Annotated in this window: 24 protein-coding genes; 10 read left to right on the top strand and 14 right to left on the bottom strand. The window is 56.1% G+C overall.

What is annotated here, in order from left to right:
• The 4 genes from VN114_RS06930 to VN114_RS06915 form a co-directional block, all read left to right on the top strand.
• Window positions 1-516, top strand: a 516-nt coding sequence (locus VN114_RS06930) for an FUSC family protein (protein ID WP_325513337.1), incomplete at its 5' end; no start/stop codon positions are given.
• 20 nt (window positions 517-536) lie between these two features.
• On the top strand, window positions 537-848 hold the full coding sequence (locus VN114_RS06925) for a hypothetical protein (RefSeq protein WP_325513335.1): 312 nt from the start codon (window positions 537-539) through the stop codon (window positions 846-848).
• 25 nt (window positions 849-873) lie between these two features.
• Window positions 874-1320, top strand: a complete 447-nt coding sequence (locus tag VN114_RS06920) for an SRPBCC family protein (RefSeq protein WP_325513333.1) — start codon at window positions 874-876, stop codon at window positions 1318-1320.
• Between the two features lie 92 nt (window positions 1321-1412).
• Complete coding sequence (locus VN114_RS06915; RefSeq protein ID WP_325513331.1) at window positions 1413-2780, top strand: HD domain-containing phosphohydrolase; 1368 nt, start codon at window positions 1413-1415, stop codon at window positions 2778-2780.
• A gap of 171 nt (window positions 2781-2951) precedes the next feature.
• On the opposite strand, the gene VN114_RS06910 is transcribed toward VN114_RS06915, so the two are convergent.
• From VN114_RS06910 to VN114_RS06860, 11 genes are all read right to left on the bottom strand, one after another.
• Window positions 2952-3647 (bottom strand): hydrolase, encoded by a 696-nt coding sequence (locus VN114_RS06910; protein WP_325513329.1) that lies wholly within the window; start codon window positions 3645-3647, stop codon window positions 2952-2954.
• A gap of 80 nt (window positions 3648-3727) precedes the next feature.
• The gene (locus tag VN114_RS06905) at window positions 3728-5302 is read right to left on the bottom strand and encodes an MFS transporter (RefSeq protein WP_325513327.1); all 1575 of its coding nucleotides are present in this window, start codon (window positions 5300-5302) and stop codon (window positions 3728-3730) included.
• Window positions 5302-5700, bottom strand: coding sequence for a DoxX family protein (locus VN114_RS06900; RefSeq protein WP_325513325.1), 399 nt, complete (start codon window positions 5698-5700; stop codon window positions 5302-5304). Before VN114_RS06900 ends, VN114_RS06905 begins: the two co-directional genes overlap by 1 nt.
• Before the next feature lie 29 nt (window positions 5701-5729).
• Window positions 5730-7664: an amidohydrolase gene (locus VN114_RS06895; RefSeq protein WP_325513323.1), complete on the bottom strand. Its 1935-nt coding sequence runs from the start codon at window positions 7662-7664 to the stop codon at window positions 5730-5732.
• 87 nt (window positions 7665-7751) lie between these two features.
• Window positions 7752-8033 carry a XapX domain-containing protein gene (locus VN114_RS06890; protein ID WP_325513321.1) on the bottom strand — a complete coding sequence of 94 codons (282 nt, stop codon included), beginning with the start codon at window positions 8031-8033 and terminating at the stop codon, window positions 7752-7754.
• Window positions 8034-8204: 171 nt separating this feature from the next.
• Window positions 8205-11063: a PAS domain-containing protein gene (locus VN114_RS06885; protein ID WP_325513319.1), complete on the bottom strand. Its 2859-nt coding sequence runs from the start codon at window positions 11061-11063 to the stop codon at window positions 8205-8207.
• 5 nt (window positions 11064-11068) lie between these two features.
• Window positions 11069-11806, bottom strand: coding sequence for a response regulator (locus tag VN114_RS06880; RefSeq protein ID WP_325513341.1), 738 nt, complete (start codon window positions 11804-11806; stop codon window positions 11069-11071).
• Window positions 11807-12012: 206 nt separating this feature from the next.
• Window positions 12013-12429 (bottom strand): DUF4440 domain-containing protein, encoded by a 417-nt coding sequence (locus VN114_RS06875; protein WP_325513317.1) that lies wholly within the window; start codon window positions 12427-12429, stop codon window positions 12013-12015.
• A gap of 12 nt (window positions 12430-12441) precedes the next feature.
• Window positions 12442-12945 (bottom strand): hypothetical protein, encoded by a 504-nt coding sequence (locus tag VN114_RS06870; protein ID WP_325513315.1) that lies wholly within the window; start codon window positions 12943-12945, stop codon window positions 12442-12444.
• Between the two features lie 79 nt (window positions 12946-13024).
• Window positions 13025-13441, bottom strand: coding sequence for a hypothetical protein (locus VN114_RS06865; RefSeq protein ID WP_325513313.1), 417 nt, complete (start codon window positions 13439-13441; stop codon window positions 13025-13027).
• A 20-nt stretch (window positions 13442-13461) separates the two neighbouring features.
• Window positions 13462-14211, bottom strand: a complete 750-nt coding sequence (locus VN114_RS06860; protein WP_325513311.1) for an SDR family oxidoreductase — start codon at window positions 14209-14211, stop codon at window positions 13462-13464.
• Window positions 14212-14337: 126 nt separating this feature from the next.
• Between VN114_RS06860 and VN114_RS06855 the strand changes: the two genes are divergently transcribed.
• From VN114_RS06855 to VN114_RS06845, 3 genes are all read left to right on the top strand, one after another.
• On the top strand, window positions 14338-14817 hold the full coding sequence (locus VN114_RS06855; RefSeq protein ID WP_325513339.1) for a DNA-deoxyinosine glycosylase: 480 nt from the start codon (window positions 14338-14340) through the stop codon (window positions 14815-14817).
• 23 nt (window positions 14818-14840) lie between these two features.
• Window positions 14841-15665: a methyltransferase domain-containing protein gene (locus VN114_RS06850; protein ID WP_325513309.1), complete on the top strand. Its 825-nt coding sequence runs from the start codon at window positions 14841-14843 to the stop codon at window positions 15663-15665.
• A gap of 96 nt (window positions 15666-15761) precedes the next feature.
• Window positions 15762-17570 (top strand): GspE/PulE family protein, encoded by a 1809-nt coding sequence (locus tag VN114_RS06845; RefSeq protein WP_325513307.1) that lies wholly within the window; start codon window positions 15762-15764, stop codon window positions 17568-17570.
• Between the two features lie 249 nt (window positions 17571-17819).
• On the opposite strand, the gene VN114_RS06840 is transcribed toward VN114_RS06845, so the two are convergent.
• Window positions 17820-18605 carry a TerC family protein gene (locus VN114_RS06840; RefSeq protein WP_325513305.1) on the bottom strand — a complete coding sequence of 262 codons (786 nt, stop codon included), beginning with the start codon at window positions 18603-18605 and terminating at the stop codon, window positions 17820-17822.
• A gap of 558 nt (window positions 18606-19163) precedes the next feature.
• Window positions 19164-20057, bottom strand: coding sequence for an NAD-dependent epimerase/dehydratase family protein (locus VN114_RS06835; protein WP_325513303.1), 894 nt, complete (start codon window positions 20055-20057; stop codon window positions 19164-19166).
• A gap of 12 nt (window positions 20058-20069) precedes the next feature.
• On the opposite strand from VN114_RS06835, the gene VN114_RS06830 reads away from it, so the two are divergent.
• From VN114_RS06830 to VN114_RS06820, 3 genes are all read left to right on the top strand, one after another.
• A complete protein-coding gene (locus VN114_RS06830) occupies window positions 20070-21110 on the top strand; it encodes a CDP-6-deoxy-delta-3,4-glucoseen reductase (protein ID WP_325513301.1) in 1041 nt (346 codons plus the stop codon).
• Between the two features lie 222 nt (window positions 21111-21332).
• Complete coding sequence (locus VN114_RS06825) at window positions 21333-22535, top strand: acetylornithine transaminase (RefSeq protein WP_325513299.1); 1203 nt, start codon at window positions 21333-21335, stop codon at window positions 22533-22535.
• A gap of 28 nt (window positions 22536-22563) precedes the next feature.
• On the top strand, window positions 22564-23085 hold the full coding sequence (locus tag VN114_RS06820) for a C40 family peptidase (protein WP_325513297.1): 522 nt from the start codon (window positions 22564-22566) through the stop codon (window positions 23083-23085).
• A 149-nt stretch (window positions 23086-23234) separates the two neighbouring features.
• Here the strand turns inward: VN114_RS06820 and VN114_RS06815 are convergent, their stop codons facing one another.
• Window positions 23235-23438, bottom strand: a complete 204-nt coding sequence (locus tag VN114_RS06815; RefSeq protein WP_325513295.1) for a hypothetical protein — start codon at window positions 23436-23438, stop codon at window positions 23235-23237.
• Window positions 23439-23484 lie beyond the last annotated feature (46 nt).

Raw genomic sequence — 23484 nt, 5'->3', positions numbered from 1 at the left:
ATCAGCCCGAAAAAGAACGCACTGGTCTATATCATCAAGATCGTGTGCGGCTCGCTGATCCTTTGGTACGGTCTGCCGCCGCTTGGATTCGAGGAACCGTACTGGGCGATGATCTCGCTGATCATCGTGACCGAACCGGACATGAATCTCGCACGCGCCAACTTCAAGGCACGCCTGATCAATACCATCACGGGAGCCGTCGCGGCCTGCGTTTCCTTGCTGGCGTTCGGTCCGACCTTCCACGCGATGCTGATCGCGATGGTGGTCACGGTTGCCATCGCGATGCTCTGGCAGAACTATCCAAGTAACTGGCGGCTGGGACCGATTACGGTCGTGATTTTGCTGTCTGCAGCCTTCACGGGCAGCGGCGTGCACGAAGAGTTGCATCTGGCGTTGCTGCGTGTGGCAGAAGTCATCATTGGCAGCATCGTGGCATTGCTGCAAGGAGCCATTTACGTGCAGATGCAAAAGTGGCGCGAAGTTCGATCCAGCACAGAAATCGATAACGAACCCTGAACGATTCGCGAGGAATATCCATGCACATCGATCGCACTCACCATATCGATACCGCCGAATCTGACGAAAACGGCGATGTCGATTATTTTTACGAATACGACATCTATCGTTTTTCAGAAGGATCGATGTGTTTGTTCGCACGCAGCTACATCGATGAACCCGACGAAGCCCATTTCCTCAATTTCAGCATTGATGGCGAGTCCCAACTCATCGTCGACGCCGATCTGACGCGTCCTTTGCTTGTTTCCGCAAAAGAGCATCTTTTATCCGAAGGTAAAGTCAGGCTACACTGGCTAAGTGGCAGAGGAAACGGTTACGAACCGCTTCCGTGACAACGTCTTTACAGGAGATTTCACCATGGCAACAGGAACGGTCAAACTTCATCGCGTACTGAAAACATCGCCCCAAAAGATTTATCGTGCATTTCTCGACGCATCGGCGATGGCAAAATGGCTGCCGCCGTATGGCTTCACTTGCAAAGTGCAGCAACTGGAAGCGAAGGTCGGTGGAAAATTTCGCATGTCCTTCCAGAATTTCTCCAACGGACAAGAGCATGCGTTTGGCGGCGAGTATCTCGAACTGAAACCGAATGAACTGATTCGTTACACCGACAAGTTCGACGACCCAAACCTGCCTGGTGAAATACAGGTGACGGTGGAACTGAAGCAGGTTGCATGCGGAACGGAACTGCATATCGTGCAAGCGGGCATTCCGGAAGTCATTCCGACAGAGATGTGCTATCTCGGCTGGCAGGAATCGCTGGCGCAGCTCGCGCAACTTGTCGAACCTGATATTCCGTCGTGAGACAGTTGCGGCAGAAATCGACGAGATGACGCATCCGTCCGGCAGGAATGCCCAGACCGTTATGGATAATGCGGCGACATCATAGGTGACACATGACCCTGAACAATCAACCTCAGAAAACACCTTCTGCCAGCACCAGTCTGCTGGCGGCGGATCTATCTGAATTTTTCGAAGGGAGTCCGGTACCGACGTTTGCCATCGACAGCGATCACGTCATTACACACTGGAATCGTGCATGCGAAATGATTAGTGGCTTGACCGCAGTGGAAATGGTCGGCACGCGCAACCATTGGCGTCTGCTCTATTCCTACGAACGCCCTTTGCTGGTCGATCTGATTGTTTCGGGCACAATCGAAAAGAACATCGATGTGCTCTATCGCAACAAGCCGCGTCGCTCCGACGTGGTCAAAGGTACCTATCTGATTGAGGATTATTTTCCCAACCTTGGGGAAAACGGGCGCTGGCTTTCATTTTCTGCTTCGGCTTTGTGCAACCCGGAAGGAAAAATCGTTGGCGCAATTGAAGTATTGCAGGACATTACTCAGCAAAAAAATGCCGAGCTTGCCTTGCAGGCAGCGCACGACGATCTTGAAAAGCAGGTCGAAGCCCGAACCGCAGAACTGAAACAGGCCAACACCGGCCTGACGGACGCCAATGTCCGGCTGAAAACCAGCTTCCTCACCACCATCAAGATTTTCTCCAATCTGATCGAGATGCGAGCCGGGCGACTGGCCGGTCATTCCCGACGTGTCGCGGAGTTGGCGCGCCGCGTTGCCGTTCGCATGAACTTGAGCTTCAATGACACCCAGGATGTATTTGTCGCGGGCCTGTTGCACAACATCGGCAAGATCGGATTTTCGGACGAGATGCTGGCCACGTCGGTCAGCCAGATGAGCGTCGAGACACTGACCATCTATCAGAAATTTCCCGTGCATGGCGAACAGTTGCTGATGCCGCTGGAGGATATGACATCGATTGCACGTCTCATCCGTTCACAACAGGAACGCTTTGACGGCGGCGGTTTTCCGGATCACCTGAGCGGAGACAACATACCGACGGGTGCTCGGATTCTTGCCATTGCCAGCGACTATGAGAATCTGCAAAACGGTACTCTGGTACAGCGGAATCTGCGCGCGGATGAGGCCTTCAATCTGATAATGCGCGGCGAAAGCAAGCGTTACGACAAGGCTGTCGTCACTGCATTTCGTGAAGTAATCAATGGCATCACCAATCCGGACGACGAATCGCATGTCGAACTCTTCACATCGCAACTCAAACCCGGCATGGTGATCGCTCGTGATTTGATCGGCCAGGATAATTTTCTGCTGTTATCCGCCGATCATGTGTTGAACGAAAGACTGATCGACAAAATCATTACGTTCGAACGCAGCTGGGGGGTTCGCATGAAAATATGGGTAACGATCCCCGCAAGAGAAAACGTCACGAGTGATGAACATTGATGATATGGCTACTCGATACGTCCTGTGTAGCTCTCTTGCCCCACGGTCGAAGCTCTCGAGCCTGAGATTCTCTATTTCGATTCAAAATCGAAACGCAAAAAAATGGCGAATAATAAATTCGCCATTTATCCAACCGAACGTTAATGCCGTGAAAAAACCAGCGGTATATTTTTACGCACGGATCGGAGCCGCAACCGGCGCCAGTGTTTCGTGCGGGCCAACCGCACGCGTCGGTGCCTTGTGCACCATCGTGTATGCGTAATCGATGCCCATGCCGTATGCGCCCGAGTGCTCTTTCACAATCGACGTGACCGCATCGTAGGTTTCCTTGTGCGCCCAGTCGCGCTGCCATTCCAGCATGACTTGCTGCCAGGTTACCGGCACCACGCCAGCCTGAATCATGCGTTGCATCGCCAGATCGTGTGCCATCAACGAGGTGCCACCAGATGCGTCGGCAACCATGTAAATCTCGTAATCGCCTTCCAGCATGGCGCAGAGTGCGAAGCTGTTGTTGCAGACTTCCGTCCACAGGCCGGCGACGACGACTTTCTTGCGGCCGTTCGCTTTCAGTGCGTCGCGGACTTTTTGATCATCCCATGAGTTCATCGACGTACGTTCGAGGATTTTTTGACCCGGGAACACATCCAGCAATTCGGGATAGGTATGGCCGGAAAAGCTTTCCGTTTCGACTGTCGTGATGATGGTTGGAATGTTGAATACCTTGCCGGCCTTGGCCAGCGCCACCGTATTGTTTTTCAAGGTTTGACGATCGATCGATTGCACACCGAAGGCCATTTGCGGTTGATGATCGATAAAGATCAACTGGCTGTTGGTCGGGGTCAGGACTTCAAGTTTAGGATTGGTCATGTTGTGCTCCTTTGGGTTCGCTTTGGTTAGAAAATGCGACTGCGTTTTGTGCGCAGCCAATGAGTTGATCCAGGTACGTGTTAATCCGGCGCGATCAGATGCTCGACGTGTGGTGCATCCGGACCGATATGAAAGCTGCGCACGCGTGTCGAGATTGCCTTGTCGTTTTCGGTGAACCGATGATGCTGGCGCAAATGATCGAGCCACGATTCCACAACAAAGGTTTCCAGATAGCGTCCGGGCTGCTGCGTATCTTCATATATGCCCCACGACAATGCGCCTCCGCGTAGCCGTACATGACGCATCTCGCGGACCACCGCACAGAACTGTGTGGCGTTTTCCGGCGCGACCTTGTATTCGACGGTCACCATTACAGGTCCGGAATCGTGTGCGGGTTCGTTCGATAATTCAGGTGCGCTCAGGTAAGTCGACGGTGTAAGGTCCAGTTCCGGCGACATACTCAACTTCCAGCGCAATGCTGTCGCACATGACAGCAACATGCCGACGCCCGCCAGTGTCAGCGCGGTCGATGTACCGAACTTGGCTGCCGTTTGCCCCCAGATCGCGCTGCCGGCCGCCATCGCGCCAAAGAACACCACCAGATACACCGCCAATGCCCGTGCCTTGACCCAACCGGCGGAACTGCGTTGCGCGCCAACGTTCAATACCGACAGCATCGTGATCCACGCAAAACCTGCGAACAGAAGACTGAATCCAACCAGCACGGCCTGCGTAAGCAAGGCAAGAACCAGTGTCGTCAATGCAAACACGACCGTCGCCATCAGTGCGAGTATGTCGACTGACAATCGCGTGCGCAGACGCGGCAGGATCAGCGCACCAGCGATCGCGCCGACGCCGACGCACGCGAGTAACAGGCCGTAGCCTCCTGCATTCAGATGCAACTGGTTACGCGCGATCAGCGGTAGCAATGACCATGCCGCACTGCCGAAGATGAAGAAGGCCGCCGCACGCACCAGCACCACGCGTAACAATGGCGCGGACTGGACGTAACGCAAGCCTGCGCGAACCGCCGGCACGAACGTTTCCGGCGGAAGCCGCTGTACTTGCGGCGCAGGCTTCCAGAAGTACAGAACAACGACCACGCCTAATACGGAGACGGCATTGATCATGAAGACCACTGCGGGTCCTGCAAACGACAGAATCACGCCCGCCAGCGCAGGGCCGATCGCGCGACTGATGTTGACGCCAAGCGAGTTCAGCGCAATCGCGGCCGGCAGATCGCGCTTTGCCACCAGATCCGGCACGATAGCCTGGAACGGTGGCGCCGCCATCGCTGCGCCGGTACCGAGCAAGAAAGTCGCAATCAACAGAATCAGCGGCGTCACCTGATCGCCGATCGCCAATACACCCAATGTCGCCGCTGTCAGCAACATCCAGACTTGCGCAAACAGCAGATACTTGCGGCGATCGACAATGTCAGCCAATACCCCGGACGGCAAGGCAAACAGAAACATCGGGAGGCTGGTTGCGGCCTGCACCAATGCCACCATCAATGGATTACTGCTCAACGACGTCATCATCCAGCCGGCACCGACATCGTGCATCCACGTACCGATATTCGACGCGACCGATGCAATCCACAACGCACGAAAAATCGGATTACGCAATGGCTGCCATGGAGAACCTTCACTCATCACACACCTCTTTCCAGGCGTCGCAACCACTGCGCATCCAGCGAAAAGCGGCCTGCGCCGCACAATGCGATCGCACCGAAGATGATCGTCAGCAGCCATCCGAACTGTCCTTCGGCAATCGACCAGTCGGCATGCACGATCACCATCGATACCAGCAGCAGCAACACGATCGGCATGCATGCGGGTCGCGTGAACAGTCCGAGGGCGATTAACAGCGGGCACAGCACCTCGGCAAAAATTGCGCAAAGCAATGTCATCTGTGACCCCATGCCGAACGGATCGTCGATACGTGTCAACTCTTCGGTGTAATACACAATCTTGGGCCAGCCATGCACATGCAGCAACATGAAACTGCCCGCCAGTCGGAGAAACAGCAGCCCCATGTCGGTATGCGGCATAAGCAGTATCGATAAGATTCGATTCATCATCAGAATGCGAAGCAGCTGCAACCGAATGCGCCCCAAAATCCGGCGTAATCGGAAATCGGCACTGTCGATTTTCGCGCGACGTCGTGAGAATGCGCATGGACACCGCATGGTCCGCCGCACTGATGCGGCAGCACTGCCATTTTTTGTTTCGACGGTGGACGTTGTCGATAATGACCGGGAACGGTTTTGACCGGCGACCATTCTGGCAGGACAGGAATCGGTGACGGTGCCAGCGGTGAAAATTCGGCCGAACCATAGACGATCTTGCCGTCAACGATCGTGAACACCGACTCGATCGACTTGATCTCATCTTCGCTGACACTGAAAAAATCCGCCGACAATACGGCCAGATCGGCCAGCTGGCCTTCGCGGATCATGCCCTTCTTGCCCTGCTCGCTCGAGAACCATGCGCTGCCGTTGGTCCATAGTTCAAGCGCCACATCGCGCGACAATTGATTGCTTGCGCCGTACAACTTGGTGCCGCCGACGGTGCGGCCGGACACCAGCCAGTACAGCGCAGTCCACGGGTTGTAGCTGGCGACACGGGTGGCATCGGTGCCGGCGCCGACCGGCACGCCGGCGTCCAGCATGCGTTTGATCGGCGGCGTGTGCTGCGCGGCATCCGCACCATAACGATCCATGAAATATTCGCCCTGGAACGCCATGCGATGCTGGATCGCGATACCGCCGCCTAGTTCGCGCACGCGATCGATGTTGCGTGGCGTGATGGTCTCCGCATGATCAAAAATCCAGTGCAAGCCGTCGAACGGTACTTCGCGATTGACCTTTTCAAACACGTTCAACATGCGTTCGATGGACTCGTTGTAGGTTGCATGCAGGCGGAAAGGCCAGCGTTGCGACACCAGATGACGCACCACTTTTTCCAGTTCGGCTTCCATCGTTTCAGGCAAGTCGGGACGCGGCTCGAGAAAATCTTCGAAGTCCGCTGCCGAGAACACCAGCATTTCACCCGCACCATTGTGTCGATAGAAATCGTCGCCCTGACCGAGCTTGACCGTGCTGGTCCAATGCTCGAAGTCCTCGAGCTCCTTGCCCTTGTTTTGCGTGAACAAGTTGTACGCAATGCGCACCGTCAATTGCTGATCACGCGCCAGTTGATCGATGACTGCGTAGTCTTCCGGATAATTCTGGAAGCCGCCGCCGGCATCGATTGCGCTGGTGATGCCCAAGCGGTTCAGTTCGCGCATGAACTGTCGCGTCGAGTTGACTTGCAGATCGCGCGGCAACGAAGGCCCTTTGGCCAGCGTGGCGTAAAGAATCAGCGCATTCGGTTTTGCGATCAGCATGCCGGTCGGATTGCCGGCCGCATCGCGTTGGATCTCGCCACCCGGCGGATTCGGCGTGTCCTTGGTGTAGCCGACCGCCCGCAATGCAGCGCGATTGAGCAAGGCGCGATCGTACAGATGCAATACGAAGACCGGCGTGTCGGGCGCAGCGGCATTGATTTCATCCAGTGTCGGCAGACGTTTTTCGGCAAACTGGAATTCGGTCCAGCCGCCGACCACGCGCACCCACTGTGGATTCGGGGTGCGCAATGCCTGTTCCTTCAGCATGCGCAATGCATCGGCAACCGACGGCACGCCTTCCCAGCGCAATTCGAGGTTGTAATTCAAGCCGCCACGGATCAAGTGCAGGTGCGAGTCGTTCAAACCCGGGATCACAGTGCGACCGTTCAGGTCGATCACCTGACTGGTCGGCGTGGTGTGACGCATCACATATTCCACATCGCCAACGGCGATGAACTTGCCGTTCTGAATTGCAACCGCGGTTGCGGTCGGCTTGCTGCGATCAACCGTGTGAAAACGTCCGTTCAGCAACACCAATACGGGCGCCGATGCATCTGCGGTCGCAGAGGCGTTGTTGGGAGCGGCCGCTGCAGCAGCGCCGGTAACGATGGAAGGCAGTGTCGCCATGGCGGCTCCTGTGGCAAATGATTTAAGAACGTTTCGACGTTGGTTATCCAATGCAGTGCTCCTGTTGAATGCGGTCGGCCGCAGATGTCAGACGCGATCGCCTGGCTGCGATGCGGCGGCGGAGGATGTTTCTTTCGGAATCGGTTCGACGCCGGTAATTTTTGGCGCGCATTCTTGCCTCAACCAGCTGACTGAAACCGGTTGATTGCCGATCAAGCGTTTGACGATGGGCGGAACCTGTTCGCCGATCAGCATGCCAAGCAGGCCAATAAGCGCAATGGCAGGCGGCGCCGGCGATCGCACATTAATCACGGCATAGATGAGGCCGACCAGCAGACCCGCGGCAAGCGATATCAAATAGACTTTCATGACCACCTCGCATGTTGCCCGGGACGAGTGCAATCATGCAGACGTACGCGGTGTTCTATCCGGAAGGAAGGCTGTCTTGCTGCGACAACCTGCCCGGATTATGCGCAGGTCGTGTGTCGCCGCCATATCAAAGTTGCACGACGATGTGTCAAATGACACAAACGCCAAGCGTCATTCAACCAGACGTCGAGCGAGAATGCCGTGCAGCCCTTGTGCAAGCTCGGTGGCTGACAGCGGTTTTTTCAAAATCGCATCGGGGCTTTCAAGCTGCGTCTTACGCGATGCGGTTTCTTCAATGAAGCCCGTCATCATCAGGATGGGAAGATCGGGCCGCATGCTTCGGATCGCCGCAATCAATGCGAAACCGGACATGCCCGGCATTCGATCGTCGGTCAGCATGGCGTCGAATTGCGACGGGTCGTCGTGGAATGCAGCGAGCGCAGCGATGCTGGCGTTAAAGCAAATCGGCCGGTAACCGAGATCGGTCAGAATCTCGGCGGCAAGTCGAACCAGCAACTCCTCGTCGTCAACAATCAGCACGCGCTGGCCTGCGCCACGCGGCAAGGCCGGTGTCCTGGTTGTGCGTCGATGTTCAACCTCGCCGGTCTGCGGCAAATAGACGGTAAAGATACTCCCGATACCGACTGTGCTCGATACGTCCACCGCGCCGCCGACATCGGTGACGATACCGTGTACCAGCGACAATCCGAGACCGGTGCCGACACCGACATCCTTGGTCGTGAAGAACGGATCGAAAATCCGGTCCAGCACATCCGGCTCGATACCGCACCCGCTGTCGGCTACGCGCAAAAGCAGGTAGGAACCTGCCGGAATCATGCCGGTAGTCGTGATATGCGGATGCGGCAAATGCTGAGGTCGTAGCGACACGCGCAACGCGCCGCCGTCCGGCATCGCCTGGATAGCGTTGATGATCAGGTTCATCACCACCTGATGTACCTGCGTCGCATCGCCCATCATCGCGGCGCGATCGGCATCCAGCGTCGTTTCAATGCGGATGTCAGCCGGCAGCGTAGCGGCAATCAGGTTCAACGCCTCGTTCACCACTTCTTCGACGTGTACCGGACGACGCTCACCGATGCCGCTGCGACTGAAGGACAGGATGCGATCAACCAGCGAGCGCCCGCGGTCGCCGGCGCTCATGATGTTTTCCAGACTGCGCCGCAGGCGGCTGCCCTTGCGCGTGTGCTGCATTCCCATTTCGCCGTAACCGAGAATCACGCCGAGGATATTGTTGAAGTCATGCGCGATACCGCCGGCCAGCGTGCCCATCGCTTCAAGGCGGCGCGATTTTTCCAGTGCTGCTTCGGTGCGCTTTTGCGTGTCGATATCGCTGACCGAACCAGCCAGTCGCGTCGCCTTGCCATCGGTATCGCGCACGCCCAGGCCGCGTACGCGTATCCAGCGAAACGCGCCGTCCGGGTGCTGCACGCGCCATTCGCCGTCCAGTACCGGCACCGCGCCGGACAGGTACGCGTCGAGCAGGCGGGTATATGGTTCGGCATCGTCGCTATGCAGCTTTATCAGCTGGCGCCATTGAGCCCGTGGCCTGACAGTAATGCCGGTGCCGATTTCCAGCCCAAAAATCAGCTGCGCCCGCTCCGAGATGAACAATGCATCGCTGCGTATGTCCCAGTCCCAGATGCCGTCCGCCGATGCGGCAACCGCCAGCGAGAAACGCTCCTGCGATTCGCGTAATGCCGCTTCGGTCATCTTGCGTTCGGTGATATCGGTTGAAATGCCGCTGACGCGTTTGGCTTCACCCTGCTCATCGGGAATGAATACCGCGCGTTCATATATCCAGCGTATCGTGCCGTCGGCACGCACAATGCGATATTCCGTATCGTATCGATTGACGCCGTCAGCCTGTATGCCGCGGTTGAATAACGCAAACACGCGCACAGCATCATCCGGATGAATCAACTGCGTCCACAACCGCGCATCGCGATACAGCGCATCGACGCTTTCTCCCCATATCTGCTCGAAACTCGGGCTGACGTAACGCACGACCTCAGGGTGCAGATCGGTAATCCAGATCACATCGAGCGTCGTTTCCGCCATGCGACGGAAGCGCTCTTCGCTCTCGCGCAATGCTGCATCGGTACGCTTGCTTTCGATGGCGACCGCGGTCAGATGCGTAAAGTGATCAATGATTTTTTGCTGATGATCGGTCGGCTTGCCGGGCGTGCGGGTCTGCAATGCAAACGTGCCGAGCACACTGCCGTCGGAAGAAAGGATCGGCGTCGAGTAACACGAGCGCAGACCGATCGGCGCGAAGCGCACCGCAAAATTATTCCAGCGCTGATCCTGCAAGATGTCCTGCACGATGACCTGTCGTCGCTCATACGCAGCCACGCTGCACGGACCGGCACGCTCGCTGATCGGCGAGCGCTCGCGCCTGTCGGTTATATCGGACGGCAAACCGGGAGCGATCAGTTCCGAAAAGTACACAGCGTCATCAGAAAGCAGCGATACCGAAGAAACCGCACCCGGCACCATATGGTCGACCATACGGCACATCGCTTCCAGCGTCGCGTGCAATGGCGACGATTGCGCGATCATCTCAAGCAGGCGCTTTTCGCCAGCCAGTAATGCCTCGGCCTGCTTGAAATCGTCTATGTCGGTGGTCTGCCCATACCATTTGATCAGCGCGCCAGCCATGTCGAATACAGGCGTCGCACGAAACAGATACCAGCGATACACGCCATCGAAACGACGCAGGCGCGCCTCGGACTCGCCGGCCGACCGCGTGGAGAGCAATTGCTGCCAAACCTGCAACAGTGAGGGCAGATCGTCCGGGTGCAGCGCTTCCTGCCAGCCCCAGCCGATTGCGCGCTCGTGACTCATGCCGGTATATTCCAGCCAGCGCAGATTCAGGAAGTCGACGTAGCCGTCCGCCTGCGAACTCCAGAGCAGGCCGGGAATGTGATCGACCGCAAAGCGAAATTCATCGACCGCAGGCTGCGCATCCTGAGCAGAACCATCGGCGGCAGCGTTGTGCCCGACTGGCATGACCACTAGCGAACCGCGTCCACTTCGGCATCGAATAGATAGCCGGAACCGCGCTCGGTGCGGATGAACGGCTCACCGCTTGGTGCCAGACCGATCTTCTTGCGCAATCTTCCGACCTGTACGTCAATAGCGCGGTCGTACACTTCATCGTTATGCAAGCGCGATAACAGAAGAAGTTGTTCGCGCGAAAGCACCTGGCGCGGTGCGGCCAGGAATGCTGCGAGCAGATTGAATTCGGTATTCGTCAATGAGAGTTGGTCGCCGCTCGGCGCAGTCAATCGGCGCAGGCGCACGTTCAATTGCCATCCCGAAAAGCGGTAGGCCCGTATTCGCGACAGGTTATCGGCGACGGATTCGTGCGCGCGGGAGCGACGCAGCAGTGCACGAATGCGTGCCAGCAGCTCGCGCGGAGAAAACGGTTTGGTCAAGTAATCATCGGCACCGAGTTCCAGCCCCATCACGCGGTCGGCCTCTTCCTGACGGCCAGTCAGCATGATGATCGGCATGTCCGAAGCGTCACGCAGGCGCCGAGTGATCTGCATGCCGTCTTCGCCCGGAAGTTTGAGATCGACGATCAATAAATCGATGGTCTCGCGCTCCATGACGTCTGTCACATCGCGGCCATCGGCCAGCGTCGTAACGCGCATCCCATGGTCACCAAGATAGTCCATAATTAATTGACGCATAGACGGATCATCGTCCACCGCAAGGATATGAGTTGCATTGGAGGAAAACGTTTGCATTCTCATGGTTCTATCTTGTTCTGTTACAAGGAGCATTCACCCCGCCAAGCATACATATATCAACTGACATACGGCTTACACAGAAAGATATTAATTTGAACTAACCGATTGTCGGTTCGGACCGAGAAAATTTTTACCGACGTATGGTGTGCATCGCTAGAAAAAGTACCACAAATCCTCTGCAATCTACCGACCGCTCCGCTGTATCATGTGGGTTCTCCCTGTTTGACAAGCGTTCCCTGGTGAAACACGGCTTTCCAGCCATCGCCCGTGCGATTCCACAGCGTGGTTCTCCTGGTGAGACGCCCGTGCAACGTCAGCGTATAACTCAACAAATAGTGATTTTCCGCGATCATGCGGCAGTAGAAATCACCAGTTTCCCAGTCTTCGTGGTATTCCGAATCGGGACTGTGGCGCTGTTCCAGCACCTCCAGGATGTAATCTCGATTGTAGATATTGCCCGATGCACCGATCTCCCAGAAATCGTCGGTGATCATCGCCTCGAAGTCGCTTCTGGACGTACCGAGTTCGGGACGATGGAAAATCGGTTCGTGTTTGGAAAGTTCGTCCATCACCGTCAGGCACGCGGCGTCGGTTACCGGCTTGAATGTATCGTTCTGCATCGACTTGCTCCGTTATTTGAGTTTGCTGTCTTCGCGCTTGGCGTCTTCCATCGCTTCCGGCTCAAGTTCTTCTACCGCGCGATTCAGATAGACAAACGCACCCCAGGCCGCCAACAGGACGCCGGTAGCCACGATGATGCTGGCGGCATAAGGCAAGTGTGTCGGATCGTCGTGCAATGCCTTGAAGGTGGCAACCAATCCTTCGATGCCAAGCGCAACAATAATGACAACGAAAAAGCGCGAGAGAAAACGCCGGACGCGCGTTGGTGCACTGATGTCGGCATCACGCACGACCTCTTCCTCGACGATGGTCTCGGCAATCTGCAGTGCAACCACGGCAGCCGCCAGCAGGCCGACTGCTTCGATGATGACTTGGGCAGTTCCCGCATCGCGCGTGCCGATGAAAGCCGTCCAGCCAAGCCGGACCGCGATAAAAATGAGCATCAACGATGCGGCCGCAAAGAAAAATGCCATCAGGCCGTGCACCATGCGGAACAAAAAAACCACGCGCTTCATGTCCATTTCGCCGTCTCCCGTTACAGTGCTTTTTTCGTTGTCTGGTCGTTGTTGTTGTTCGCCGCCTGTTCCATTCCCGTCATTGCTTGATCGCCAGATAGGCTTCATAAATCACCAGTACAACCCATACAAGCGAAACCAGTATCGGTGTGTACAGATCCAGCTTTTTACGCGTCTTGCGCCAGTTTGTTCCAATCTTGAATTGTCTGTTTGCGTTATCGCGCACGTCACGCTTGTTCACGTACTCGTCTTCATCGCAGAAATCCATCATGCCGAATTTGTAGTAGTCGACGATCAGATGCCGTGACCGAACGACCGGAAACCAGATTGCCCAGATCATCACCAGACTGATTGCGGCCGTCGCATAAAGCACGACACCGCTTTTGCCCGAAACGATCGCGCCGACCGCCAGCAGGAAGGATTGCGATGAAATGAAAATGGAACGGTACGACTGGAGCAATGACTCGTTGATGCTCCATCTATCCATGTCTGCCATGTTTTCCTCTTTATCCAGACTTATCGTCCGCCCGTGACATCCAGCAGACTTCCCGTTACATATGATGCCTTGTCCGATAACAGCCACATGACTGCCTGCGCAATTTCAACCGGCTGGCCGCCACGCTGCATCGGTACTGCCGATTTGACACGATCGACGCGTCCCGGTTCGCCGCCACTTGCGTGAATCTCGGTATAAATCACGCCGGGCCGCACGCCATTGACACGAACGCCCTCGGTTGCCACTTCCTTCGCGAGGCCAATCGTCAAGGTATCGATGGCGCCTTTTGATGCGGCGTAATCGACATATTCTCCAGGGCCGCCGGCACGTGCTGCAATCGACGAAATATTGACGATGGCGCCGCCATGTCCGCCGTGCAGCGTGGACATGCGTTTGACTGCTTCGCGTGCGCAGACAAAGCTGCCGATGATGTTGGTCGTGAAGATACGCTGCATGCGTGCCACGTCCATCTGGTCGACGCGCATCTGCTTTTCCAGAATGCCGGCATTATTGACCAGCGCAGTCAGCGGACCGAATTGCCGATCGACCGTGTCGAAGATGCGCAGGATATCCGATTCAACCGCAACATCTGCTTTGACGGCCATCGCTTCGCCGCCCGAACGGACGATGGTATCGACAACCGCCTCTGCCGCGGCCTGGTTCTGCACGTAGCTGATGCAGACGGCATAATCCTCCAGCGCTGCCAGAGCGGCGATCTCTGCGCCGATGCCGCGACTGCCGCCGGTAATGATCATGACTTTCCTGTTCATGGCGTCTCCGATGATTGTTGTCGTTCCACTGCTGCTTCCAGTCTGTGCAGTACGGAAAACCGATAACCGGTCTTCCATTAAAATACCAGCATGCCCGTCACACGCCAATTTTCACCGTCCAATCCGCTGCTGACCTGTTTTCCTCCCGTCATCGACGCGCATACTACGGTTCTGATTCTGGGCAGTTTTCCCGGAGAGGCATCACTGGCCGCTCAACAATACTACGCGCACCCGCGCAACCAGTTCTGGCCCCTGCTCTCCGCCATCCTCGACACGGATTTTGTTGCGCAATCGTATGAACGGCGTCTTGAAAAATTGCGTTCATTTCACATCGGATTATGGGATGTCATTGCCGCATGCGCGCGCGAGGGAAGTCTCGACAGCGCGATTCGTCATGCACAGCATAACGACTTTGCGTTGTTGAAGCAGCAATGTCCGGCGCTGAAGCGCGTCTGCTTCAACGGCAAGACGTCTGGAAAACAGGCGCCCTTGTTTGCCGACGCCGGATTCGACACGCTGGTGTTGCCGTCTTCCTCGCCGGCGTATGCATCGATGACATTTGCACAGAAACTGGTGCAATGGCGCGGTATCATCGCGCCAATCTGAAATTTCCGGAAATAGAAACCCGCATGCTGATCAAACGCAAATCCATCGAAGCCGACGCCAATCTGAAAAGCGGCCCCGGCAAGAAATCGGTCGTTCCGATGAAGCCCGCTCGCAAGATAAAGTTCGCGCCAGTCACCCTGTCGGAACAGTTCGGCATTCGCTATCTCCATTTCGGCACGGAATGGGTGCAGGGCGCGATGCGCGTCAGCAAGCCGGACTGGATAGAGCTGGAATATGCACAGCAGATGATGGCGTGGATGCTGTTCAACGACAAGCCGCAACACATCGTTCAGCTGGGCCTCGGTACCGGCGCGCTGACCAAGTTCAGCTATCGTCGCTTTCCCGATGCACGCGTCACGGCAATCGATCTGAATCCGGCGGTACTGATGATCTGTGCATCGATGTTCAAGCTGCCGCCAAACGACGATCGCCTGAACGTGATCGAGATGGATGCGCTGGATTACGTCAACGACCCCGTCAATCGCGGTCGTATCGACGCGTTGCAGGTCGATCTGTACGACGCAACTGCGCGCGGCCCGGTGCTGGATACGCCGGAGTTTTATCAGGCCTGTGCCGATTGCCTGACGCCGGACGGCATCATGACGGTGAATTTGTTCGGCGATCATCCGAGTTATGCGAAGAACCTGAGCGCGATGCATTTCGCCTTCGACACTGTGATTTCGCTGCCGGAAGTCCACGAAGGCAATGTCGTCGCCATCGCCTTCAACACGTCACCGCAACTGGACATTCCCGCGCTGTATGAACGTGCAGCGCAGATCACGGCCGCGACCAAACTGCCGGCCAAATCGTGGGTCAATGGCATCAAGGCGTGGCAGGCGCAACAGTGACGCTGCAAAACCGCTGCATATCCGCAGCATAAGCTGCAAGCCGTATCGGCCGTGTGATAGCATCGTCCGCAACGATTTCATCTGTGGATCATGGTCATGCCAACTGCTACCGCTACCCCGACTGCCGCCAGCAAACCCGTCGCGAAAAAACTGGATCTGCAGCAGATATTCAGCTGGCTGCTGGCAGATGGCATTCTTGCCAAGGATGACGTCAAGAGCTTCTATACGCAGGCGCAAGCCATTTACAAAAATGCACCGGCCGCGATGCATCCGCTGGTTGCCGTTGCGCAGTGCAAGCTGGTTTCCATTACCGAGCCGCGTCGTCCGTTGACGCTGGACTGGCTGACCGAATGGCTGGCCGGCAAGGTCAAACTTCCCTTTTTCCGCATCGATCCGCTGAAGATCGACTTCACGCGCGTGGCCGATGTGATGTCGGCAAGTTATGCGACGCGCTTCCATATCCTGCCGGTCGAACTGACGCCGACCGAACTCGTCGTCGCCACCTGCGAACCGTTCATGGCCGAATGGGAACCAGAGATCGCCAAGATCACGCGCCGCAACGTCAAACGCGTCATCGCCAGTCCCCTCGACATCGCGCAATACACGACGCAGTTTTTTGCACTGGCAAAATCGATCAAGGGCGCGAAGAAGCTGAACGGACAGGACGCCGCGCTGCGCAACAATTTCGAGCAGCTGGTCGAGCTGGGCAACAGCAAGCAGATGGATGCCAACGACCAGCACATTATCAACATCGTCGACTGGCTGTGGCAGTACGCATTCGAACAACGTGCATCGGACATCCACTTGGAACCGAAGCGCGAATTCTGCGCGATCCGCTTCCGCATCGATGGCGTGCTGCATCAGGTTTATCAGGTCCCGCCGACCGTGATGATTGCGATGACCGCGCGCATCAAGCTGCTCGGCCGCATGGACGTGATCGAGAAGCGCCGTCCGCAAGACGGCCGCATCAAGACGCGTACCAACAACGGGCAGGAAATCGAGTTGCGTCTTTCGACGATGCCGACCGCCTTTGGCGAAAAGCTGGTGATGCGTATTTTCGACCCCGATGTCGTCGTCAAATCGCTGCCGGAACTCGGCTTCCCGCCTGATGACGCGGCACGCTGGGACAGCCTGACGACACGACCGCACGGCATCATTCTCGTCACCGGCCCAACCGGTTCCGGCAAGACGACCACGTTGTACACGACGCTGAAAGCGCTGGCGACCAGCGAAGTCAATGTGTGTACCGTGGAAGATCCGATCGAAATGGTCGAAGGCTCGTTCAATCAGATGCAGGTACAGCACGGCATCGACCTGTCGTTCGCCGACGGCGTGCGCTCATTGATGCGACAGGATCCGGACATCATCATGGTCGGCGAGATTCGCGATCTGGAAACCGCCGAGATGGCGATTCAGGCCGCCCTGACAGGTCACCTTGTGCTGTCGACGCTGCACACCAACGATGCACCGTCCGCCGTGATGCGTTTGCTCGAACTCGGCGTGCCCTACTATCTGCTGGAAACGACGCTGATCGGCATCATGGCGCAACGTCTGACGCGTACGTTGTGCGTGCATTGCAAATCGCCCGACGGCGAGATTCTCGATGAAGTGTGGCAAAGCCTGACCGATGGCTGGAATCTTCCCAAACCTGCAACCATCTATCGCCCCGTCGGCTGTCCGGAATGCCGGCAAACCGGCTATCGCGGCCGTACCGGTCTGTACGAATTGCTGACGGTGACGCTGCCATTCTCCAAACTGATCAAGTCGGAAACCGACATTCACGCATTGAAGCAGCAAAGCATCACCGACGGCATGAAGCCACTGAGGCTGGCAGGCGCGCTGAAGATCATCGAGGGCGTGACGACGGTGGAAGAAGTATTGAAGGTCACGTCGGCACAAACCTAGGTCCGCCTGTATCGCGTACGCGAAGACTTCCTTCTCCGACAGTACGATGCGCGGCAGATAAAAGCCTAAGTAAATCTGCACGGCCACTAGTTTGATGTGAGTCCTGCACTCAACAATGCAGAACGTTTCAACTGATTCTCGGCCGCCTGCACTTTCCCCTTTTTGCACCGACGAAAAAAAAGAACCTCCTCGGAGGTTCTTTTCATTTTAGAAGCGATGACACGGAAACCGTGCCATCCATCGCCCTTCTTATGCAGGCACGTTGACGTTGTGATGTGAAGAAACTGATTCAGGCACATCGCATACCGCCAGATTGTGATTGCGACGCATGCGGATGTTGAACAGTTCAACCACCAGCGAGAATGCCATTGCACCGTAGATGTAGCCTTTCGGAATATGGAATTCAACGCTTTCGGCGATCAGCACCGCACCGACGATCACCAGGAAGCACAGCGCCAGCATCTTGATGCTCGGGAATTCGGTCACGAAATCACCGATGGCCTTGGCCGCAAACATCATCACACCGACCGCGATCACGATTGCGAGGATCATGATCTCGACTTCCTTGACCATGCCGACTGCGGTAATGACCGAATCCAGCGAGAACACGATGTCGATCACGGCGATCTGCGCCATGATCATGGCGAAGCTAGCTTTCTTGATTGCGCCACTGTCGTCCTTCTCTTCATGCTGCGGGCCCATCAGTTCCTTGATCTCGGACGCAGCCTTGTAAAGCAGGAAGCCACCACCGAAGAACAGGATCAGATCACGTCCCGAAAAGCCCATCGAACCGATGTGGAACATTGGATCGACCAGACTCATCATCCAGGACAGGCTCAACAGCAATGCGATACGTGTACCCATCGCCAGACCAAGACCGATCATGCGGCCTTTTTGACGCTGATGAGGCGGCAAACGGTCGACCAGCACCGAAATGAAGATAATGTTGTCGACGCCCAGCACGATCTCCAGCATCGCGAGGGTTGCCAGCGCGATCCATGCCTCCGGCGTGGTGAACACTTGTAGAAATTCCATAATATTCTCGAAAAATAGGTTATGACGCATTGATGGCACATGCAAGCGCCGCATCGTGTACATCCGGAAAACAGTTGCACCGGCCGAACCGGATGCCTCCCCGAACGCGTTATTTCCTTCTGCCGATCCGCCGGTCGAATATCACGACCAACCGATTGACTCCTCCTTTTCCCTTCACCGAAACAAGCGCGCCGATGTCTACATCGCCTTTCTCCTTGCATTCCATGAATCACTGCTTTTGGCAGACGGAGAAACTTTAACGGAATCTTAACCTAGTGGGAAATCGGATTTAGCGTCAGTGCTATACGTAAAAACCGAATAGTCTCCGAATAAAATGGATAAAAACTGATTAACATTCCCCTTGAAGGAAATGTAGCTTTATCTTTATAAATCCATTTAAATACAACGATTTATGAATTACTCAAGTTGCATTCATCGTAGTTCAAGAATGCGATCTAGTGAAGAAAAATCGGCATTGTGAAGAATGCCGATTGGTAGATTAATAATCAAATTAGAGAAAACGTAAGTTATTTTTATGACAATTTTTTAACGTTTTTTTTACGACACAGCCTTTAGCGCAGTCACCACAGTCGGGTAACGCAAACGAATGCCCAGTTCTGTCTTGATGCGTTGATTGACCAATCGTCTCGATTCAGACATGAATGACAACATCATCGGCGAAACCTGATGCTGCAACACAGCATGAGAAAGCCTTGGAGGCCGCGGCAGCGACATTGCATCGGCAACCGCATCGAAATAATCGCCCATCTTCATGTCCGAATCGTCAACCGCGTGATACACGCGGCACGACTGTGCCCGAAACAGCGCCGCAGCGACGATTAACGCCAGATCGTCTGCATGAATATGATTTGTGTACACATCCTCTTCTGCCAGCAGCGCCGGCGTTCCTTTTTGCAGACGTTCAACGGGAAGGCGATCCTTCGCGTAAATCCCGGGCACACGCAAAATCCCCAGACGCGAATGCGAGCGTCGCGCCCAAATGCGCAACGTCCGTTCGGCATCGACACGACGCACGGCACGCGCGTTGTGCGGACGCAGCGGTCTCGTTTCATCGATACGCTCACCGCCGCAATCGCCGTACACGCCGGATGTGCTGACATAAATCAATGTGGCATGGTCGGGTAAAATGGCAGCCAGATTGCGAGTGCGGCGATCGGTCGCGCCGTCGGACTGCGGCGGAGCCAGATGCACGATGGTCGAGGCCAGACGCGCAATTCGCGCCAGCGTCTGCGGCCGATCCAGATCGGCAATGACGGGGATCGCACCGGCATTGCGCAAATCCTGCTGCCGCGTTTCCTGCGTCGTTACGGCAAATATGCGAAACCTGTCCCGCAACAACGGAAGCAGACGCAAGCCGACATCGCCGCAACCGAGTATCAGCAGCCGCGGCCGCCCCAGCTTCCCCGCACCATTTTTGTTTTCAGTTTTCATGACCAGAATTGTATGACTTTCCAAATCACCGTTAAGCCAAGCGGCCGGCAATTTCCCTGCGAATCCGATGAAACCATCCTGAATGCCGCCATCCGCGCCGGCGTCGGCCTCCCTTATGGCTGCAAAAACGGCGCTTGCGGGACCTGCCGCGGCATGGTGCTCGACGGCTCTGTCACGCACGGCCCGCATCAGGCAAAGGCGCTGTCGCCCGCCGACGCAGAAAAAGGCTTCACCCTCTTCTGCTGCGCCAAGCCGCATAGCGATATTGAACTCGAAGCACGCGAAGTACTTGGTGTCGGAGAGTTTCCGATCAAGAAATTGCCATCGCGTGTCGCGAAAATGGAAAAGGCCGCCGACGATGTGATGATTATCTCGCTGCAGCTGCCCGCCAGCGAACGGTTGCAATATCGCGCCGGCCAGTTCGTCGAATTCATCCTGAAGGACGGCAAGCGCCGCAGCTACAGCCTGGCGAATGCGCCGCATCTCGACGAACATATCACGCTGCACATCCGCCACATGCCGGGCGGCGTCTTCACCGACCACGTGTTCAACACGATGAAAGAACGTGAAATCCTGCGCTTCGAAGGACCGCTCGGTACCTTCTTCCTGCGCGAGGATTCGGACAAGCCGATGGTGCTGCTTGCGTCCGGCACCGGCTTTGCGCCGATCAAGGCCATCGTCGAACAGGCGATCCATATCGGCAGCAAACGTCCGATCACGCTTTACTGGGGCGGTCGACGTCCGAAAGACCTTTACATGCATGCGCTGTGCGAAGAATGGGCACGCACGGTTCCCGGTTTCCGCTATGTTCCGGTCGTCTCCAATGCATTGCCGGACGACCAATGGCAGGGGCGCACTGGCTTCGTGCATCGCGCGGTCATGGACGATTTGCCGGAACTCTCGAGCTTTCAGGTCTACGCTTGCGGCGCGCCACTGATGGTCGATGCGGCCAAGGCGGATTTCACCGCGATCTGCGGACTGCCTGCAGATGAGTTCTATGCAGACGCCTTTACGTCGGAAGCCGATCTTGCCAAAGGCATGATTGCAGAATGATGACAGGCGACAATGTGGCGAAAAACGTTTTGACGCCCTCGGCAAAACATCATAAGATTCCTGCATGAATACGATTGCCAAACATCTGCGACGCCGCACCCCGCCTCAGCCATGGATGCCGTGCATGTGAACGTTTGACGATCACCAAGCCACAGGCAACCCTGTGGCTTTTTTTTTAGTATTTCTCTTTTGCCTCACCTTATTCGCTCAGGAGCATCCGTAATGGAATTCAGCCAGTATGACGTCAACAATCTGATGTACATCACCAATCGTCCGCCGATTGTCTGCGTCGAAGGACAAGGCATGTGGCTGACCGACCATACCGGCAAGCGCTATCTCGATTATCTGCAGGGCTGGGCCGTCAATTGTCTCGGTCACTCACCGCAATGCATTCAGGATGCACTGGTTTCGCAGTCAAAAAAACTGATCAACCCATCGCCGGCGTTCTACAACGAACCGTCGATTGCGCTGGCAACGCTGCTGACCGACAACTCCTGCTTCGATCGCGTGTTCTTCGCCAATAGCGGTGCAGAAGCAAACGAAGGCGCATTCAAGCTCGCACGCAAATGGGGCAGGATCAACAAGAACGCGGCCGGTGAAAACCGTTACGAGATCATCACCTTCGATCACAGCTTCCACGGACGCACGATCGCCGCCATGTCCGCCAGCGGCAAGGCAGGTTGGGACACGATCTATGCACCGCAGGTGCCGGGCTTCCTGAAAGCGCATCTGAACGACATCGCAAGTGTCGAAAAGCTGATCACCGACAAAACCGTTGGCGTCATGCTGGAACCGGTGCAAGGCGAAGCCGGCGTGTTGCCCGCCACACGAGAATTCATGCAGGCATTGCGTGCACTGACGAAGAAACACAACATTCTGCTGATCGTCGACGAAGTGCAAACCGGCATGGCACGCTGCGGTGAAATGTTCGCCTATCAATTGTCCGGCATCGAACCCGACATCATGACGCTCGGCAAAGGCATCGGCGGCGGGGTCCCGCTCGCAGCCATGCTATGCCGCGAGGAAATCGCCTGCTTCGAAGCGGGCGACCAGGGCGGCACCTATAACGGCAATCCATTGATGACCGCTGTCGGCATCGCCGTCACGGAAGCGTTGCTGGCACCCGGCTTCCTGCAATCGGTCAAAGACAACGGCGCGTACCTCGGCCGTGAACTGACCAAACTCAGCGACAAGCACGGCCTGGCCGGCGAACGCGGTGAAGGTTTGCTGCGCGCGCTCAAGCTCGGTAAGGACATTGGTCCGCAGATCGTCGAGAAGGCCCGCGACCTGCAACCGTTCGGCCTGCTGCTCAACTCGCCACGCCCAGACCTGTTGCGCTTCATGCCGGCATTGAACGTGACGACCGAAGAGATCGATCAGATGATCGCGCTGCTATCCGGCGTGCTGACCGATCTGGGTAGCTGATGTCTCGTGCGGGACGGAAGGTAAGCCGATGACGAATGCGATGACATCATTGCCGTGCTTGCGCACCAAGCTGCTGCTTGCATTGACAGTGCTACTGATCAGCGCCTGCAGTACCGCACCGACGATGACGGGCATCGGCTCCCAACCGCCGCAGGAATCCGCACAAGTCACCGGCAAGCGACAAGACATCACATTCTTTTCTTTGGGATTGATCGACACCGGCTATCGCTTCGGCGGCAAGAATCCGGAAGCCGGTTTCGATTGCAGCGGCATGGTGTCCTACGTGTTCCGCGAAGCTGCCAACATTCGCGTTTCCGGCAGCGCTGCCGATATCGCCAAACGCGGCAAGGAAATCGGCAAGGAAGCATTGCAGCCGGGCGATCTCGTGTTTTTCAACACCCTCGGCCGAGCATATTCACATGTGGGGATTTACATCGGCGACGGAAGGTTTGTTCACGCGCCATCTACCAATGGCAAGGTGCGCATCGATCAGATGAGTAACAAATATTGGGCGAAGCGATTTGAGGAAGCGCGGAGTTATTTCAACTAAACGAAACGGCTGCTCTATTCATACTCCAGGCATCGACAGCGCGCCCCATATTTTCGGCTAGCAATGTCTTGTTCAAGAAATCGCTAGCCCGCTTAAGATACGCGAACTATACGGCGACGTTCGTACCGGAAAATGAATGTTCGCGTTCCTCAGGACTCCGGAACAGCCAAATTCTGCTGTTTCAATTTTTGGAATTCGGCGTGTTTGATCTCATACACGTTTTTTCCCCGAAGCTTTACAGCGCTTTGGTCAGGTTCGTCTCCGCTCACCTCGTACTCACCCTCTTCAATTCCAACTTCAAACCCCAGAGTGGTTTTGGCTTTGCATTTTTTAATAAAGAAGTTATTAGCCATTTAATTTGTAACTGCCTTAGTTGAGGTCTTTTGATTAGATCACAAT

Source organism: Oxalicibacterium sp. (assembly GCF_035565035.1).
Lineage (GTDB): Bacteria > Pseudomonadota > Gammaproteobacteria > Burkholderiales > Burkholderiaceae_D > Oxalicibacterium.
The sequence above is the reverse complement of the archived record's forward strand: the minus strand, read 5'-3'. Positions and strand labels throughout refer to the sequence as shown.